Annotated in this window: 17 protein-coding genes and 1 other annotated feature; all 17 genes read left to right on the top strand. The window is 55.5% G+C overall.

Translation table 11 applies throughout. The annotated features are described in order from the left end of the window. Positions 1–11 precede the first annotated feature (11 nt). The 17 genes from Q7F15_RS19610 to rpsG all read left to right on the top strand — a co-directional run bounded on the left by Q7F15_RS19610 (position 12) and on the right by rpsG (position 15,920). On the top strand, positions 12–425 hold the full coding sequence (locus Q7F15_RS19610) for a Mini-ribonuclease 3 (RefSeq protein WP_171567146.1): 414 nt from the start codon (positions 12–14) through the stop codon (positions 423–425). Then, entirely contained in the window at positions 418–1,173 is a 756-nt protein-coding gene (gene rlmB / locus Q7F15_RS19605; RefSeq protein WP_171567147.1) for a 23S rRNA (guanosine(2251)-2'-O)-methyltransferase RlmB, read from the top strand. Before Q7F15_RS19610 ends, rlmB begins: the two co-directional genes overlap by 8 nt. Position 1,174: 1 nt before the next feature. Continuing rightward, positions 1,175–1,699: an NYN domain-containing protein gene (locus Q7F15_RS19600; RefSeq protein ID WP_171567148.1), complete on the top strand. Its 525-nt coding sequence runs from the start codon at positions 1,175–1,177 to the stop codon at positions 1,697–1,699. 80 nt (positions 1,700–1,779) lie between these two features. Beyond that, positions 1,780–2,430, top strand: coding sequence for an RNA polymerase sporulation sigma factor SigH (sigH, locus tag Q7F15_RS19595; RefSeq protein ID WP_171567149.1), 651 nt, complete (start codon positions 1,780–1,782; stop codon positions 2,428–2,430). A 232-nt stretch (positions 2,431–2,662) separates the two neighbouring features. Next, positions 2,663–2,812, top strand: a complete 150-nt coding sequence (gene rpmG, locus Q7F15_RS19590) for a 50S ribosomal protein L33 (protein WP_029101087.1) — start codon at positions 2,663–2,665, stop codon at positions 2,810–2,812. Between the two features lie 33 nt (positions 2,813–2,845). Continuing rightward, complete coding sequence (secE, locus tag Q7F15_RS19585) at positions 2,846–3,061, top strand: preprotein translocase subunit SecE (protein ID WP_029101086.1); 216 nt, start codon at positions 2,846–2,848, stop codon at positions 3,059–3,061. Between the two features lie 43 nt (positions 3,062–3,104). After that, positions 3,105–3,641: a transcription termination/antitermination protein NusG gene (nusG, locus tag Q7F15_RS19580; protein WP_029101085.1), complete on the top strand. Its 537-nt coding sequence runs from the start codon at positions 3,105–3,107 to the stop codon at positions 3,639–3,641. 255 nt (positions 3,642–3,896) lie between these two features. Further along, positions 3,897–4,322, top strand: a complete 426-nt coding sequence (gene rplK / locus Q7F15_RS19575; protein ID WP_029101084.1) for a 50S ribosomal protein L11 — start codon at positions 3,897–3,899, stop codon at positions 4,320–4,322. A 90-nt stretch (positions 4,323–4,412) separates the two neighbouring features. Beyond that, entirely contained in the window at positions 4,413–5,096 is a 684-nt protein-coding gene (gene rplA, locus Q7F15_RS19570) for a 50S ribosomal protein L1 (RefSeq protein ID WP_304414818.1), read from the top strand. Between the two features lie 47 nt (positions 5,097–5,143). Further along, positions 5,144–5,314 (top strand) — a sequence feature (ribosomal protein L10 leader region). Between the two features lie 23 nt (positions 5,315–5,337). Next, entirely contained in the window at positions 5,338–5,853 is a 516-nt protein-coding gene (gene rplJ, locus Q7F15_RS19565) for a 50S ribosomal protein L10 (protein WP_029101082.1), read from the top strand. A gap of 78 nt (positions 5,854–5,931) precedes the next feature. Beyond that, positions 5,932–6,300 (top strand): 50S ribosomal protein L7/L12, encoded by a 369-nt coding sequence (rplL, locus tag Q7F15_RS19560; RefSeq protein WP_171567152.1) that lies wholly within the window; start codon positions 5,932–5,934, stop codon positions 6,298–6,300. A 94-nt stretch (positions 6,301–6,394) separates the two neighbouring features. Next, entirely contained in the window at positions 6,395–6,991 is a 597-nt protein-coding gene (locus tag Q7F15_RS19555; protein ID WP_212133364.1) for a class I SAM-dependent methyltransferase, read from the top strand. Between the two features lie 244 nt (positions 6,992–7,235). Continuing rightward, the gene (gene rpoB / locus Q7F15_RS19550) at positions 7,236–10,775 is read left to right on the top strand and encodes a DNA-directed RNA polymerase subunit beta (RefSeq protein WP_171567154.1); all 3,540 of its coding nucleotides are present in this window, start codon (positions 7,236–7,238) and stop codon (positions 10,773–10,775) included. A gap of 29 nt (positions 10,776–10,804) precedes the next feature. Beyond that, positions 10,805–14,431, top strand: coding sequence for a DNA-directed RNA polymerase subunit beta' (gene rpoC, locus Q7F15_RS19545; RefSeq protein ID WP_171567155.1), 3,627 nt, complete (start codon positions 10,805–10,807; stop codon positions 14,429–14,431). Positions 14,432–14,585: 154 nt separating this feature from the next. Further along, complete coding sequence (locus tag Q7F15_RS19540) at positions 14,586–14,840, top strand: 50S ribosomal protein L7ae-like protein (RefSeq protein ID WP_171567156.1); 255 nt, start codon at positions 14,586–14,588, stop codon at positions 14,838–14,840. Between the two features lie 117 nt (positions 14,841–14,957). Next, the gene (rpsL, locus tag Q7F15_RS19535) at positions 14,958–15,392 is read left to right on the top strand and encodes a 30S ribosomal protein S12 (protein ID WP_029101076.1); all 435 of its coding nucleotides are present in this window, start codon (positions 14,958–14,960) and stop codon (positions 15,390–15,392) included. Between the two features lie 57 nt (positions 15,393–15,449). Next, the gene (gene rpsG / locus Q7F15_RS19530) at positions 15,450–15,920 is read left to right on the top strand and encodes a 30S ribosomal protein S7 (protein WP_029101075.1); all 471 of its coding nucleotides are present in this window, start codon (positions 15,450–15,452) and stop codon (positions 15,918–15,920) included. The last annotated feature ends 45 nt before the right edge of the window (positions 15,921–15,965 follow it).

Below are 15,965 nucleotides of genomic sequence, written 5' to 3'. Positions count from 1 at the left end.
CCGGTGACACGATGCAGAAAGAAGAACTGTCCCGAGACCCCAACATGTTAAACCCGCTGGTACTGGCCTTTTTGGGCGACGCCACCTACGCCCACTGCGTCCGCTACCATTTGATCGCCAAGGGGCTGGTGAAGCCGCACCAGCTCCACAAGGCGGCCAACCGGTACGTGTCGGCCAGGGCGCAGGCAGCCATCCTGCACGCCCTGCTGCCGTCCCTGTCGGAGGAAGAACAGGCAGTGGTGAGGCGCGGACGCAACGCCAAGTCCGGTTCCAGCGCGAAAAACGCCGATATCATTGACTACCGGCATGCTACTGCGTTTGAAGCCCTGATCGGGTACCTGTACCTGTGCGGAAGAGAAGAGCGGGTCGCTGAACTCGTACAGCAGGCCTTTGCGATTGTGGAAGGAGCATCTGAACATGAGTGAAGAGTGGATTGTCGGGAAAAACCCGGTCATTGAAGCGCTGCGGTCGGGGCGCGCCATCAACAAGATCTGGATCGCCGAAGGGACGAACAAAAACCTGATGGGGCCGATTTTCTCCCTGGCCAGAGAGCAGGGTGTCGTCGTCACCACGGCCAATCGCAAAAAACTGGATCAGCTCAGCGGCACCGACAACCATCAGGGCGTGATCGCGTCGGTGGCTGCTTACGACTACGTCGAGGTGGAGGACATTCTGCGGCGGGCGGAGGAGCGAAACGAACCGCCGTTTTTGCTCCTGCTGGACGAGCTGGAGGACCCGCACAACCTGGGCTCGATCATGCGGACGGCCGATGCGGTCGGGGCACACGGCATCATCATTCCCAAGCGGCGTTCCGTCGGGCTGACGGCGACTGTGGCCAAAGCGTCTGCGGGGGCCATCAACTACGTGCCCGTCGCCCGGGTGACCAACATGGTTCGGACCATGGAAGAGCTGAAACAGCGGGGCGTCTGGATTGCCGGAACGGATGCGAGTGCCAAGCAGGACTTCCGCGAGGGCGATTACACCATGCCCCTGGCCGTGGTCATTGGCAGTGAGGGCAAAGGCATGAGCCGCCTGGTCAGGGAGAACTGTGATTTTCTCTACCGTCTGCCCATGGCGGGAAACGTCACCTCGCTCAACGCCTCTGTCGCTGCCGCCCTGCTGATGTACGAAGTCTACCGCGCCAGGAGTCCGCTGCCGGCACGGGTGAAGTAAGATGGCGAAAAAGAAAGCCAAACAACTGCTGATTGTGGACGGTTACAACATCATCGGGGCCTGGCCCGAACTGCGCGCGCTCAAGGACCAGGACCGCATGGACGAAGCGCGCGACCTGCTTATCTCCAAGCTGGCCGAGTACCAGAGCTTTACCGGGATCAAGGTGATCATTGTGTTTGACGCCTACAACGTGCCTGGTGCCGGCCGGCAGATGCAGGACTACCGGGTGGACATCTATTTTACCAAGCAGAAAGAGACGGCCGACGAAAAAATTGAACAGTTGGTCATGGAATATTACGAAAAAAATCGACAAATTTATGTAGCGACGTCCGACTACACATCACAGCGTGTCATTTTCGGCCAGGGGGCGCTGCGAAAGTCGGCGAGGGAACTTCTGCTGGACCTGGAAAGTGTCGGGAAGGAGATCAAGCAGCAGGTGGAAAAAACGCATGAAGAGCGGTTCTCCACCCGTATTTCCCTGGATCGGGAAATAGCGAAAATATTCGAAAAATGGAGAAGGGAATAACTTGGATTCGGTTGACGCTTTTTTACGCCGCATGTATAATAGCCGTATCTGTGAGAAACCGGTTGGCGGAGGGATCATTCGTGAGTGTTGACCTCAAGGAGTTGAAACATTCCCAATATGAGATGATGTCTGACGAAGAGATAGTCGACCTGGTTCGCGAAAATGATGCCGAGGCCTTGGAGTACTTGATCAACAAGTACAAGAATTTCGTGCGGGCCAAAGCGCGTTCCTATTTTCTTATTGGGGCCGACCGCGAAGATATTGTGCAGGAAGGCATGATCGGCCTGTACAAATCGATTCGTGATTTCCGAGGGGACAAGCTCACATCGTTCAAGGCGTTTGCCGAACTGTGCATTACCCGCCAGATCATTACCGCCATCAAAACGGCTACCCGCCAAAAGCATATTCCGCTCAACTCCTACGTCTCGCTGGACAAGCCCATCTACGATGAAGATTCCGACCGCACCCTGCTGGACGTCATCTGCGGCACCAAGGTGACCGATCCGGAAGAGCTGTTCATCAACCGTGAGGAATTTGACGACATCGAGGGAAAAATGAGCGAAATCCTGAGCGACCTGGAACGGCAGGTGTTGATGCTGTATCTGGACGGACGTTCGTACCAGCAGATCGCCGTGGAGTTGAAGCGTCACGTCAAGTCGATCGACAACGCCCTGCAGCGGGTGAAGCGCAAACTGGAACGGTATCTGGAAGGACGAGAGATTCATCTGTGATACAGAGAATCTCTTTTTTTATTCTGGAACAAAATACTTTCCGCTTGTCAAGCCGTTTTGTTGACATGGGTAGACGGGTGTGATAAATTTGTTTAGGTAGCCATAGACGCTTTTTTCTCGTGTTTAATGGCTGCATTCTCACAAATGGTCAGGAAAAGTAGCGGTTTTCCCGTACTATTTTGTTCCCTTTCTATCAACAGCAAGGTTTGAAATGAGATGGAGGTGGCAATAAATGCGAGTAAACATCACGTTGGCGTGCACCGAGTGTGGTGAGCGTAACTATATCTCCACGAAAAACAAGCGCACCACTACCGAGCGTGTGGAACTGAAAAAATACTGCTCCCGTGACAAGAAGCATACCCTTCATCGCGAGACGAAGTAACGCATGGAAGCGACGAAGTCTGGGGGTGGCACTGTGGGTTTCCTAGCACGAATCGGAGCCGGATTTCGCCGGACAGGCGAATTTTTCGGCGATGTCATGTCCGAACTGAAGAAGGTCCGCTGGCCCAACCGGAAAGAACTGACCAGCTACACGATCGTCGTTCTTGTAACGGTGACGCTGCTTGCGCTGTTCTTCTTCGTCATCGACTTGGGTATCTCGCGCGTGATCGATTTGATTTTAGGAAAGTAATTTTGCAAGCCTAGGAGGGACGGACGGAAACGTCCTTGTGGATATGGAAAAAGCATGGTATGTCGTTCATACGTACTCAGGTTATGAAAACAAGGTAAAGACCAATCTGGAGAAACGCGTCGAGTCGATGGGCATGGAAGACAAGATCTTCCGCGTTCTCGTCCCCACCGAGGAAGAGGTGGAGACGAAGGACGGCAAAAAACGCACCGTCACGAAAAAAGTGTTTCCCGGATACGTCCTTGTTGAAATGGTGATGACGGACGACTCGTGGTATGTCGTGCGCAACACCCCTGGGGTTACCGGCTTTGTCGGTTCCACGGGCGCCGGTTCCAAACCGACTCCGCTGCGTCCTGAAGAGGCGGATGCGATCCTTCGTCAGATGGGGATCGAGATTCCCAAGGTCAAAGTCGACTTCGCTCTCCGCGACATGGTGCGGGTGACGGACGGTCCGTTCTCCAACCGGACGGGAGAAATCATCGAGATTCACCCAGACAGACAGAAGGTCCGTGTGCTGGTGGATATCTTCGGACGTGAAACACCGGTGGAATTGGACTTTACGCAAGTTCAAAAATTGGATTAGGAATGATCTTGAAAAGTATCGCGTGATGTGGTACATTTCATTTTGTTTTAAAAATCGTTGTAGCGATTTTTAAAAAAGATGATGTGCCCCCAAAGGGCAGCAAAACGGCTGCGCCGTATTTGCAATCCCGCCGAAACTCTGGGGTTTCTTGCACTCTCACTATAGATGGAAAGTCTACATAATAGGCTTTCAGCAAAACGGTGGGAGGGGGCATGCCCCCGCATTTACCACATGTGAAGTAAGGAGGTGTCTTACGTGGCTAAGAAGGTTATCCGCGTAATTAAGTTACAAATCCCGGCAGGTAAAGCAAACCCTGCACCTCCGGTAGGTCCGGCTCTCGGCCAAGCTGGTGTGAACATCATGGGATTCTGTAAAGAATTCAACGCTCGCACTGAGAGCGAAGCAGGAATGATCATTCCGGTAGAAATTACCGTTTATGAAGACCGTTCCTTCACCTTCATCACGAAGACTCCGCCGGCTGCTGTTCTGCTGAAAAAAGCTGCTGGCATCGAGTCCGGTTCCGGCGTACCGAACAAAACCAAGGTCGCTACCCTGAAGCGTGACAAAGTACGCGAGATCGCGGAACTGAAACGCCCTGACCTGAATGCTGCATCCGTGGAAGCGGCTATGCGCATGATCGAAGGTACGGCTCGTTCCATGGGTATCGTGATCGAAGACTAATGGTGCAGTTGTGAGGGGGTACAGGTAATGTGCCCCCCTGTTTGTGGGAGGATCAAACCGCTACGACCACATTGAAGGGAGAATTTACAGATGGCAAAACGAGGCAAAAAGTATCAAGAAGCTGCCAAGCTGATTGACAAAAACAAAGTATACGAAGTAACCGAAGCGATCGAGCTGGTGAAAAAAGCAGCGACCGCCAAGTTTGACGAAACGGTGGAAGCGGCGTTTCGCCTGGGTGTAGACCCGAAGCGTGCTGACCAGCAAATCCGCGGTGCGGTGGTACTGCCGCACGGTACCGGTAAAGTACAGCGCGTTCTCGTGTTCGCGAAAGGTGAAAAAGCGAAAGAAGCAGAAGCGGCTGGCGCCGATTACGTAGGCGATGCTGACATGATCGCCAAAATCCAAGGCGGCTGGTTTGAATTTGACGTTGTGGTAGCTACTCCGGACATGATGGGTGAAGTAGGGAAACTGGGTCGCGTACTCGGTCCGAAAGGCCTCATGCCGAACCCGAAAACCGGCACCGTTACCTTCGACGTTGCCAAAGCCGTCAACGAAATCAAAGCCGGTAAAATCGAGTACCGCGTAGACAAAGCCGGTAACATCCACGCGCCGATCGGTAAAGTTTCCTTTGACACCGAGAAGCTGGCGGAAAACCTGGTTGCGCTGACCGAAGCGCTCAACCGTGCGAAGCCGGCAGCAGCGAAAGGCGTTTACATGAAAAACGTATCCATCAGCTCCACGATGGGTCCGGGTGTACGCGTCGCTGTGAAATAATGTAACTTGACTTCCCGTGGGGAAGTTGCTATGATAGTGCCTGTTGAAGAAAAGAATATGTCATGCCGTAGACAGAAGGTGCGGAGTTTGGCTGGTCCAAACGATGCTTAATATCCCTCCGAGGCGTGTAATGGTACGGAAAAAGGAGCCGCTGCGTTCCTTTGACGATAGAACATTATGCCCTCGTGTGTCTACGAGGGCATTCTTCTTTTTCGAGGATAGAGCACGGGAGGTGTAAACATTGGCAGAAATCCGTCCAACCGTTATTCGTGAAGAGAAAGTACAAGCGGTAAATGAGATCGCAACCAAACTGCGCGAAAGCCAAACCACCGTGGTGGCTGACTACCGCGGCCTGACTGTAGCGCAGGTGACCGAACTGCGCAAACAACTGCGTGAAGCAGGCGTTGAGTTCCAAGTGTTGAAAAACACGCTCACCCGCCTGGCGACTGCGAAAGAAAACCTGACTGAACTGGATCAGTATCTGACGGGTCCGAACGCTCTGGCGTTTGGCAAGGATGATGCGGTTGCTCCGGCGAAAGTCCTGGTGGAATTCGCAAAGAAAAACGAGCAGCTCGAGATCAAAGGCGGCGTCATCGAGGGCAAAGTGGTAGGTCCGGAGCAAATCAAGGCACTGGCTTCCCTGCCGTCCCGCGAAGGTCTGCTGTCCATGCTCCTCAGCGTGCTGCAGGCGCCGATCCGCAACTTCGCGCTGGCTGTCAAGGCAGTATCCGATCAAAAAGAAGGCCAAGGCGCGTAACAGCGTAAACGGACTTCATATTCGACGAGCGGCGTAAACTGCCGCCAATACAATTTCCTGGAATGGGAGGATTAGAAGATGAGCAAAGAGCAAATCATTGAAGCGATTAAAGGCATGTCCGTTCTGGAACTGAACGAACTGGTTAAAGCAATCGAAGAAGAGTTTGGCGTAACTGCTGCTGCTCCGGTAGCTGTAGTTGCTGGCGGTGCTGGCGCTGCTGATGCTGCTGCTGAGCAAACTGAATTCACTGTAAACCTGGTAAGCGGCGGCGCTTCCAAAATCAACGTAATCAAAGTAGTTCGCGAGCTGACCGGTCTGGGTCTGAAAGAAGCAAAAGACCTGGTAGACAACGCTCCGAAGACACTCAAAGAAGGCGTATCCAAAGAAGAAGCCGAATCCATGAAAGCAAAACTCGAAGAAGCTGGCGCAACTGTAGAAATCAAGTAAGTTGGCTTCCGAAACGGAAACATCCCCTTGCCTGCGGCAGGGGGATTTTCTGTACACATGACCCTGGATTGGACGAGGAAAGGTGGGTTGAACCGTGGCAGACCATTACTACACCAGCCGCCCCGGCGCTGCGCATGACGAGCGCCAGTTTACCTTTACCCTGCGCGGGCACGAACTGCGCTTCATTACCGATGCCGGCGTTTTTTCCCGCGACCGGGTGGACTTCGGCAGTGTCCTGTTGATTGAAACGATGCAGCTTGATCGGGACGCACGCGTGCTTGACGTGGGCTGCGGGTACGGACCGATCGGACTTGTGGCCGCCAAGCTGGCAGACCAGGGTCGGGTCACGATGATTGACATCAACGAACGGGCAGTGGAACTGGCTCGTCGCAACGCTCAACTAAACGGCATTGGCAATGTGGAGGTCCGGGTGAGCGATGTGTACACTGCGGTTCAGGGGGAGACGTTTGACGTGATTCTCACCAACCCGCCGATCCGCGCCGGCAAGGAAATTGTTCACCGCATCTTTACCGAAGGACACGGGCTGCTTCGGGAAGGCGGCGAACTGTGGGTGGTAATCCAAAAGAAGCAGGGAGCGCCATCCGCCTTGAAAAAGCTGCAGGAGACCTACCGCGACGTGGAGGAAGTGGAACGGAGCAAGGGGTACCATATTTACCGAGCAGTGAAGTAGAAATCACTCTTGACTCGAATATTTCGTTGTGGTAGCATTATAAAATGTCAATATGGGATCAAAGTCTATTTTTCAGCAATTCCCGTTTTGTCAACCGTTTTTCTTCTTTTTTTCCATAGAGGAGGAATGTGGGTGTAAAAATATGGGAATTCTTTTAAAATAGAGTTTCTCTGGGTTAAAAATGGTGTTACTGCTTTAACCCATTTTTATTTTGTGTGAAAACACAACCTGAGGGGTGAATAAGTTGGCAGGAAAAGTGATTCAAAGTGGCCGACATCGCCAGCGTCGTACGTACTCACGCATTAACGAAGTGCTGGGCCTTCCCAATCTGATCGAGATTCAGCAGAAGTCCTATCAATGGTTTTTGGACGAAGGGCTGCGCGAAATGTTTCAAGATATTTCGCCGATCCAGGATTTCACCGGAAACCTTGTGCTGGAGTTCATCGATTACAGCTTGGGTGAACCGAAATATGACGTGGACGAGTCGAAAGAACGCGACGTCACATATGCGGCGCCTCTGCGCGTGAAGGTTCGCTTGCTGAACAAAGAGACGGGCGAAGTGAAGGAACAAGAGGTCTTCATGGGGGATTTCCCGCTCATGACGGAAACGGGAACCTTCATCATCAACGGGGCTGAGCGTGTCATCGTAAGCCAGCTTGTTCGTTCCCCCAGTGTATATTACAACACCAAAGTGGACAAAAACGGTAAACAGACGTTTACCGCGACGGTGATTCCAAACCGCGGCGCATGGCTGGAGCTGGAAACCGATGCGAAAGACGTCATTTACGTCCGCATCGACCGTACCCGCAAAATCCCGGTAACGGTCCTTTTGCGTGCGCTCGGCTTTGGCTCTGATATCGAAATTCTCAACCTTCTGGGCGAGGACGAATATATCAAGAACACGTTGGAAAAAGACAACACCGATTCCGTGGAAAAGGCGCTGATCGAGATCTACGAGCGCCTGCGTCCGGGTGAGCCGCCGACAGTGGAAAACGCGAAGAGCCTGCTCATCTCCCGCTTCTTCGATCCGAAACGCTATGATCTGGCTTCTGTCGGCCGTTACAAAATGAACAAGAAGCTGCACCTGAAAAACCGCTTGTACAATCAACGGCTGGCGGAAACGCTCGTAGACACCCGTACCGGCGAGATCATTGCCGAAGCAGGCCAGGTGATTGACCGCCGTCTGCTGGACCGCATCCTGCCGGCTCTGGAAGAGAGCGTCGGATTTGTGGATGTCCGCACCCACGGCGGCGTTCTGGAAGAAGACACGCTGCGCCTGCAGGCGATCAACATCTTCTCTCCGAACGAAGACGGCAAGATCATCAAGGTGATCGGCAACGGCAATGTGGACAAATCCATCAAGCACATTACGCCGGCTGACATCGTGGCCGCGATCAACTACTTCATCAACCTGCTGCACGGCGTTGGTTCGACTGACGACATCGACCACCTCGGCAACCGTCGTCTCCGCTCCGTGGGCGAACTGCTGCAGAACCAGTTCCGCATCGGTCTGTCCCGGATGGAGCGCGTAGTCCGCGAGCGCATGTCGATCCAGGATCAGAACCAGATCACGCCGCAGGCTTTGATCAACATTCGTCCGGTGATTGCTGCGATCAAGGAGTTCTTCGGCAGCTCCCAGCTCTCCCAGTTCATGGACCAGACCAACCCGCTGGCAGAGCTGACGCACAAGCGCCGTCTGTCCGCGCTCGGTCCCGGCGGTCTGACCCGCGAACGGGCCGGTTTCGAAGTGCGTGACGTTCACCACTCCCACTACGGCCGGATGTGCCCGATTGAGACGCCTGAGGGTCCGAACATCGGTCTGATCAACTCGCTCTCCACTTATGCCCGCATCAACGACTACGGCTTCATCGAGACGCCGCGGCGCAAAGTGGACCCGGAGACGGGCCGCGTGCTGGACGAAATCGTCTACCTGACGGCGGACGAAGAAGACGTGTACAACGTGGCGCAGGCCAACCAGCCGCTTGATGAGGAAGGCCGCTTCATCAACGAGATGGTCATCTGTCGTCGCAAGGGCGAGATCCTGAGCGTGCCGCGCGACAAGGTTGACTTTATGGACGTTTCTCCGAAGCAGGTCGTATCGGTGGCAACGGCGCTGATTCCGTTCCTGGAAAACGACGACGCCAACCGCGCGTTGATGGGTTCCAACATGCAGCGGCAAGCCGTTCCGCTGCTCGTGCCGCAGGCGCCGTTTGTCGGCACCGGGATGGAGCACAAGGCAGCACAGGACTCCGGCGTGGCGGTCGTGGCGAAGCACGATGGCCAGGTGGAGCGCGTAACTGCCCGCGAGATCTGGGTGCGCCGCTACAAGGAGATCGACGGCAAGAAGGTAGCAGGCGACATCGACAAATACAAGCTGCACAAGTTTATCCGTTCCAACCAGGGCACCTGCATCAACCAGCGCCCGATCGTGCGAAAAGGCGACTGGGTGGAGAAGGGCGACATCATCGCTGACGGTCCGTCCACGGAAAAAGGCGAACTGGCGCTGGGCCGCAACGTCATCGTTGCGTTCATGACCTGGGAAGGGTACAACTACGAGGACGCCATTCTCCTGAGCGAAAAACTGGTAAAAGACGACGTCTATACGTCTATCCATATCGAAGAATACGAGTCCGAAGCACGCGACACCAAGCTCGGTCCGGAAGAGATCACGCGCGACATCCCGAACGTGGGTGAAGACGCGTTGAAAAACCTGGACGAGCGCGGCATCGTGCGCGTCGGGGCAGAAATTCAAGACGGCGACATTCTGGTCGGGAAGGTGACGCCGAAAGGGGTTACCGAGCTGACCGCAGAAGAGCGCCTGCTGCACGCCATCTTCGGGGAAAAGGCGCGTGAAGTTCGCGATACCTCCCTGCGCGTGCCGCACGGCGGTTCCGGTATCGTCGTCGACGTCAAGGTGTTTACACGTGAAAACGGTGACGAACTGCCGCCGGGCGTCAACCAACTGGTGCGCGTGTACATCGCCCAAAAACGGAAAATCTCCGTGGGTGACAAGATGGCGGGCCGCCACGGTAACAAAGGGGTTATCGCCCGCATCATGCCGGAGGAAGACATGCCGTTCCTGCCGGATGGCACGCCGGTCGAGATCGTGCTCAACCCGCTGGGCGTACCGTCCCGGATGAACATCGGGCAGGTGCTGGAGACCCACTTGGGGATGGCTGCCAAGATGCTGGGCATCCACGTGGCGACGCCGGTATTCGACGGGGCGCGTCAGGAAGACGTATTCCAGACGCTGGAAGAAGCCGGATTGGACCGCGACGGAAAAACCATTCTGTACGACGGCCGCACGGGTGAACCGTTTGACCGCCGCGTCACGGTCGGTTGCGTGTACATGCTGAAGCTGGCGCACCTTGTCGACGACAAGATTCACGCCCGTTCCACCGGTCCTTACTCTCTCGTCACGCAGCAGCCGCTGGGCGGGAAAGCCCAGTTTGGCGGCCAGCGCTTCGGGGAGATGGAGGTGTGGGCGCTGGAAGCGTACGGCGCAGCATACACCTTGCAGGAAATCCTTACCGTCAAGTCCGACGACGTCGTGGGTCGTGTGAAAACGTACGAAGCGATCGTCAAAGGCGAAAACGTACCGGAGCCGGGTGTTCCTGAGTCCTTCAAGGTTCTCATCAAGGAACTGCAAAGCTTGGGTATGGACGTGAAGATCCTGTCCGAAGACGAGCAGGAAATTGAAATGCGTGAAATGGAAGAAGAGGACGAGGGCACCGGTGAAAAGCTGAACCTCGTACTTGAAGCTGGAAGCCTGGACGAAGAGTAAGATTCCGGTACAAAGGGAGGTAACGCCCTGTGATTGATGTGAACAACTTCGAATACATGAAGATCGGCTTGGCTTCCCCGGACAAGATCCGTTCCTGGTCGTACGGGGAAGTGAAAAAGCCGGAGACGATCAACTACCGCACACTGAAGCCGGAAAAGGACGGTTTGTTCTGTGAGCGCATTTTCGGTCCGACCAAGGATTGGGAGTGCCACTGCGGCAAGTACAAGCGCGTTCGCTACAAAGGCGTCGTGTGCGACCGCTGCGGCGTGGAAGTGACCCGCGCCAAGGTTCGTCGTGAGCGGATGGGGCACATCGAACTGGCTGCCCCCGTCTCTCACATCTGGTACTTCAAAGGGATCCCGAGCCGCATGGGCCTCGTGCTCGACATGTCGCCGCGTTCCCTGGAAGAAGTCATCTACTTTGCATCCTACGTGGTAACCGATCCGGGCGATACGCCGCTGGACAAAAAACAGCTGCTGTCCGAAAAGGAATACCGCAACTATCGTGAAAAATACGGCTACTCCTTCCAGGCGATGATGGGGGCGGAAGCGATCAAGCGCCTGCTCCAGGAAATCGACCTGGACAAAGAAGTGGAAGCGCTGAAGGAAGAGCTGAAGACGGCACAAGGGCAGCGGCGCAACCGCGCGATCAAGCGCCTCGAAGTGCTGGAGGCATTCCGCAACTCCGGCAACCGTCCGGAATGGATGGTGCTTGACGTGCTGCCGGTCATTCCGCCGGAGCTGCGTCCGATGGTTCAGTTGGACGGGGGCCGTTTCGCCACCTCCGACCTGAACGACCTGTACCGCCGCGTGATCAACCGCAACAACCGGCTGAAGCGCCTCCTGGAACTGGGCGCTCCGGACATCATCGTGCAAAATGAAAAGCGCATGCTGCAGGAAGCGGTGGACGCACTGATCGACAACGGCCGCCGCGGCCGTCCGGTGACCGGTCCGGGCAACCGTCCGCTGAAATCGCTCAGCCACATGCTGAAAGGGAAACAGGGCCGTTTCCGCCAAAACCTGCTGGGTAAGCGCGTGGACTATTCCGGCCGTTCCGTAATCGTCGTCGGCCCGAACCTGAAAATGTACCAGTGCGGTCTGCCGAAGGAAATGGCGCTGGAACTGTTCAAGCCGTTCGTGATGAAGGAACTGGTGGCCAAAGGTCTCGCGCACAACATCAAGAGCGCCAAACGCAAGGTGGAACGCGTGCAGCCCGAAGTGTGGGACGTTCTCGAGGACGTCATCCGCGAACACCCGGTGCTCCTGAACCGCGCCCCCACCCTGCACCGTCTTGGTATCCAGGCGTTCGAACCGGTACTGGTGGAAGGCCGCGCGATCCGTCTGCACCCGCTCGTATGTACGGCGTACAACGCCGACTTCGACGGCGACCAGATGGCTGTGCACGTGCCGCTTTCCGCAGAGGCGCAGGCGGAAGCCCGCATCCTCATGCTGGCGGCGCAAAACATCCTGAACCCGAAAGACGGGAAACCAGTCGTAACACCGTCCCAGGACATGGTACTGGGTTCGTATTATCTGACCTTGGAGCGCGAGGGCGCCAAAGGCGAAGGTACGGTATACCGCGATCCGCATGACGCTATTGCTGCGTACCAGCACGGCTACATCAGCCTGCATACGCGCATCGCGCTGCCGGCCAAGAGCCTGAACAAAACCAGCTTTACCGAAGAGCAGAAGAACGCGCTTCTGGTCACGACCGTCGGGAAACTGATTTTCAACGAAATCTTCCCGCCGGAACTGCCGTACATCAACGTTCCGACCAAGGGCAACCTGCAAAACGGCGTGCCGAACGAGTACTTCATCTTTGAAAAAGGCACAAACGTAAAAGAGTTTATCAAGAAGCTGCCGGACCAGGGAGCCGTGAAAAAAGGCTTCCTCGGAACGATCATCTCCGAGTGTTTCCGCCGCTTCGGAACGACAGAAACGTCCAAGATCCTCGACAAGATCAAGGAACTGGGCTTCATGTACTCGACCAAGGCCGGGATCACCATTGCTGTCGCCGACATCGTCGTGCCGGAGCAAAAGAAAGTGATTCTGGAAGAGGCGGACAAAAAGGTACAGACCGTCATGACGCAGTACCGCCGCGGTCTGATTACCGAGGACGAGCGCTACGACCGGGTTATCTCCATCTGGTCCAAGGCCAAGGATGAAGTGACCGACGTCCTGATGAAGTCCATGGACAAATTCAACGCGATCTACATGATGGCCAACTCCGGTGCCCGCGGTAACGTGTCGCAGATTACACAGCTGGCGGGGATGCGCGGTCTCATGGCCAACCCGTCCGGCCGGATTATCGAGCTGCCGATCAAGTCCAACTTCCGTGAAGGTCTGACCGTATTGGAGTACTTTATCTCCACGCACGGCGCGCGGAAAGGTCTCGCCGACACGGCGCTGCGGACGGCTGACTCGGGTTATCTGACCCGCCGTCTCGTCGACGTGGCCCAGGACGTGATCGTCCGCGAAGAGGATTGCGGCACCGACAAGGGCATCCGCGTCTCCGCGATCAAGGACGGCAAGGAAGAAATCGAGAAGCTGGCTGACCGCATCATCGGCCGTACCTGCTTCGAGACCCTGCGCCATCCGGAGACGGGCGAAATCATCGTCGGCCGCAACCAGGAGATCACCGAGGAGATCGCCGACAAGATCGAAAAAGCCGGCATCACCGAGGTGTATATCCGCAGCGTGCTGTCCTGCCGCACCAGCCATGGCGTCTGCAAACGCTGCTACGGCCGCAACCTGGCGACCGGGTCTGAAGTGGAGATCGGCGAAGCAGTCGGCATTATCGCCGCTCAGTCCATCGGTGAACCGGGTACCCAGCTGACGATGCGGACGTTCCACACCGGTGGGGTTGCGGGTGACGACATTACCCAAGGTTTGCCGCGGATTCAGGAGCTGTTCGAAGCCCGCAATCCGAAAGGGCAAGCGGTCATCTCCGAGATCGACGGGGAAGTGATCGACATCCGCGAAGGCAAAGACCGCCGCGAAATCGAGGTGCGCGGCGAGGCGGAAAACAAGGTGTACGCCGTTCCGTACGGTTCCCGCATCAAAGTATCCGTGGGCACCAAGCTGAGTGCCGGCGACGAGCTCACCGAAGGTTCCGTTGACCCGAAAGAAATGCTGAAAGTACGCGGCCAGCGCGGTGTGTCCAACTACATCCTGCAAGAGGTGCAAAAAGTATACCGGATGCAGGGGGTAGAAATTAACGACAAGCACGTCGAGGTCATGATCCGTCAGATGCTGCGCAAGCTGCGCGTCATCGACAGCGGAGACACCGACCTGCTGCCGGGCTCCTACGTGGAAGTGCACGAGTTCGAGCAGGCAAACGCCAAGGTGCTCATGGAAGGCAAAACGCCTGCCGTGGGTCGTCCGGTCCTGTTGGGGATTACCAAGGCGTCGCTCGAAACCGACTCCTTCCTGTCGGCCGCATCCTTCCAGGAAACGACGCGCGTCCTCACCGACGCCGCGATCAAGGGCAAGGTGGACCGCCTGCTCGGCCTGAAGGAAAACGTCATTATCGGGAAACTGGTACCGGCCGGCACCGGCATGTCGCGTTACCGCAACATCAAGGTGTTGAGCCGCGCCGAACAGGAAGCGCAGGCCAACGGAGGTCAGGAACAGCTGGAAGCTGTTTCGGTAGAATAGACCGTGACGCAAGAAAGGTGCCCTTCCGCTCGGGAGGGCACCTTGTTTATCAAAAAAGTAAAGATCTGCGGATCATAGGCGTTGACATTCAATCACCCAACTGATATTATATTCAAGTGTGCCTGACATCTGTACTTTGGAGGATATGATTATCATGTCTTATGAAAAAGTAGAGCGGGCCAAGGAGCTGACTATCGGCATCAAGCAGACGATGAAAGCCGTGGAACACCAGCAGGTGGATACGGTCTTTATCGCCACAGACGCTGATCGCCGTCTGACCCAAAAGGTTGAGCTCCTTTGCAAAGAGAAGGGTGTGCCAGTCATCTACGTCGATTCCATGCGCCGCCTGGGCAAAGCGTGCGGAATCGAGGTGGGAGCGGCAACTGCCGCGATCAAGAAGAGTGGTTAACGATGTTTTTGTTGGCGATCCCTGCGGGTTGCTTGCAAAGACTTTCTATTTGACCCAAAAATGACTCACCTGGATCTGTGGTCTTGAGATTGGGTAATAAGAAGGGAGGTAACATCCATGCCTACAATGAACCAATTGGTGCGCAAAGGTCGCAAGGACAAGGTTGTGAAGTCGAAGTCCCCTGCTCTGCAAAAAGGGTACAACAGCTTCAAGAAAACCCAAACCAACCAAAGCTCTCCTCAAAAACGCGGTGTCTGCACTCGTGTGGGTACCATGACTCCGAAGAAGCCGAACTCCGCGCTGCGTAAATACGCGCGTGTGCGTTTGACCAACGGCATTGAGGTTACAGCTTACATTGGTGGTATTGGCCACAACCTGCAAGAACACAGCGTGGTTCTGGTTCGCGGCGGCCGTGTAAAAGACCTGCCGGGGGTTCGTTATCACATCGTCCGCGGTGCGCTTGACACTGCCGGTGTGAACAACCGCAAGCAAGGTCGTTCCAAATACGGTACCAAACGTCCGAAACCGGGCCAAGCTGCAGCGAAAAAATAACAATTATCGCCTGAGAGAAAAGGCGTGAGAAAAAATTAAACAGAAGGAGGGAATACGATGCCTCGTAAAGGTCCTGTAGCCCGTCGTGACGTGCTGCCTGATCCGATCTACAACAGCAAGCTGGTTACCCGACTGATCAACAAGCTGATGTACGACGGCAAGCGTGGTGTTGCGCAAAACATCCTGTACAATGCTTTCAAGATTGTTGAGGAGCGCACTGGTCGCAACCCGATGGAAGTATTCGAAGAAGCGCTGAAAAACATCATGCCCGTACTGGAAGTTAAAGCTCGCCGTGTCGGCGGTGCCAACTACCAAGTACCGGTTGAGGTGAAGCCGGAGCGCCGTACCACTCTCGGTCTGCGCTGGCTGGTAAACTACGCGCGTACCCGTGGTGAGAAAACCATGGAACAGCGTCTCGCTGCGGAAATCATCGACGCGGCTAACAACACTGGTGCAGCAGTGAAAAAGCGTGAGGACACGCACAAGATGGCTGAAGCAAACAAAGCGTTTGCACACTATCGCTGGTAGTATCCAAAGCGGGTGTCCGCTTTGGATACCCGTATATTCCCACAC

The sequence above is a fragment of the Brevibacillus aydinogluensis genome (assembly GCF_961514395.1).
Classification (GTDB): domain Bacteria; phylum Bacillota; class Bacilli; order Brevibacillales; family Brevibacillaceae; genus Brevibacillus; species Brevibacillus aydinogluensis.
The sequence above is the reverse complement of the archived record's forward strand: the minus strand, read 5'-3'. Positions and strand labels throughout refer to the sequence as shown.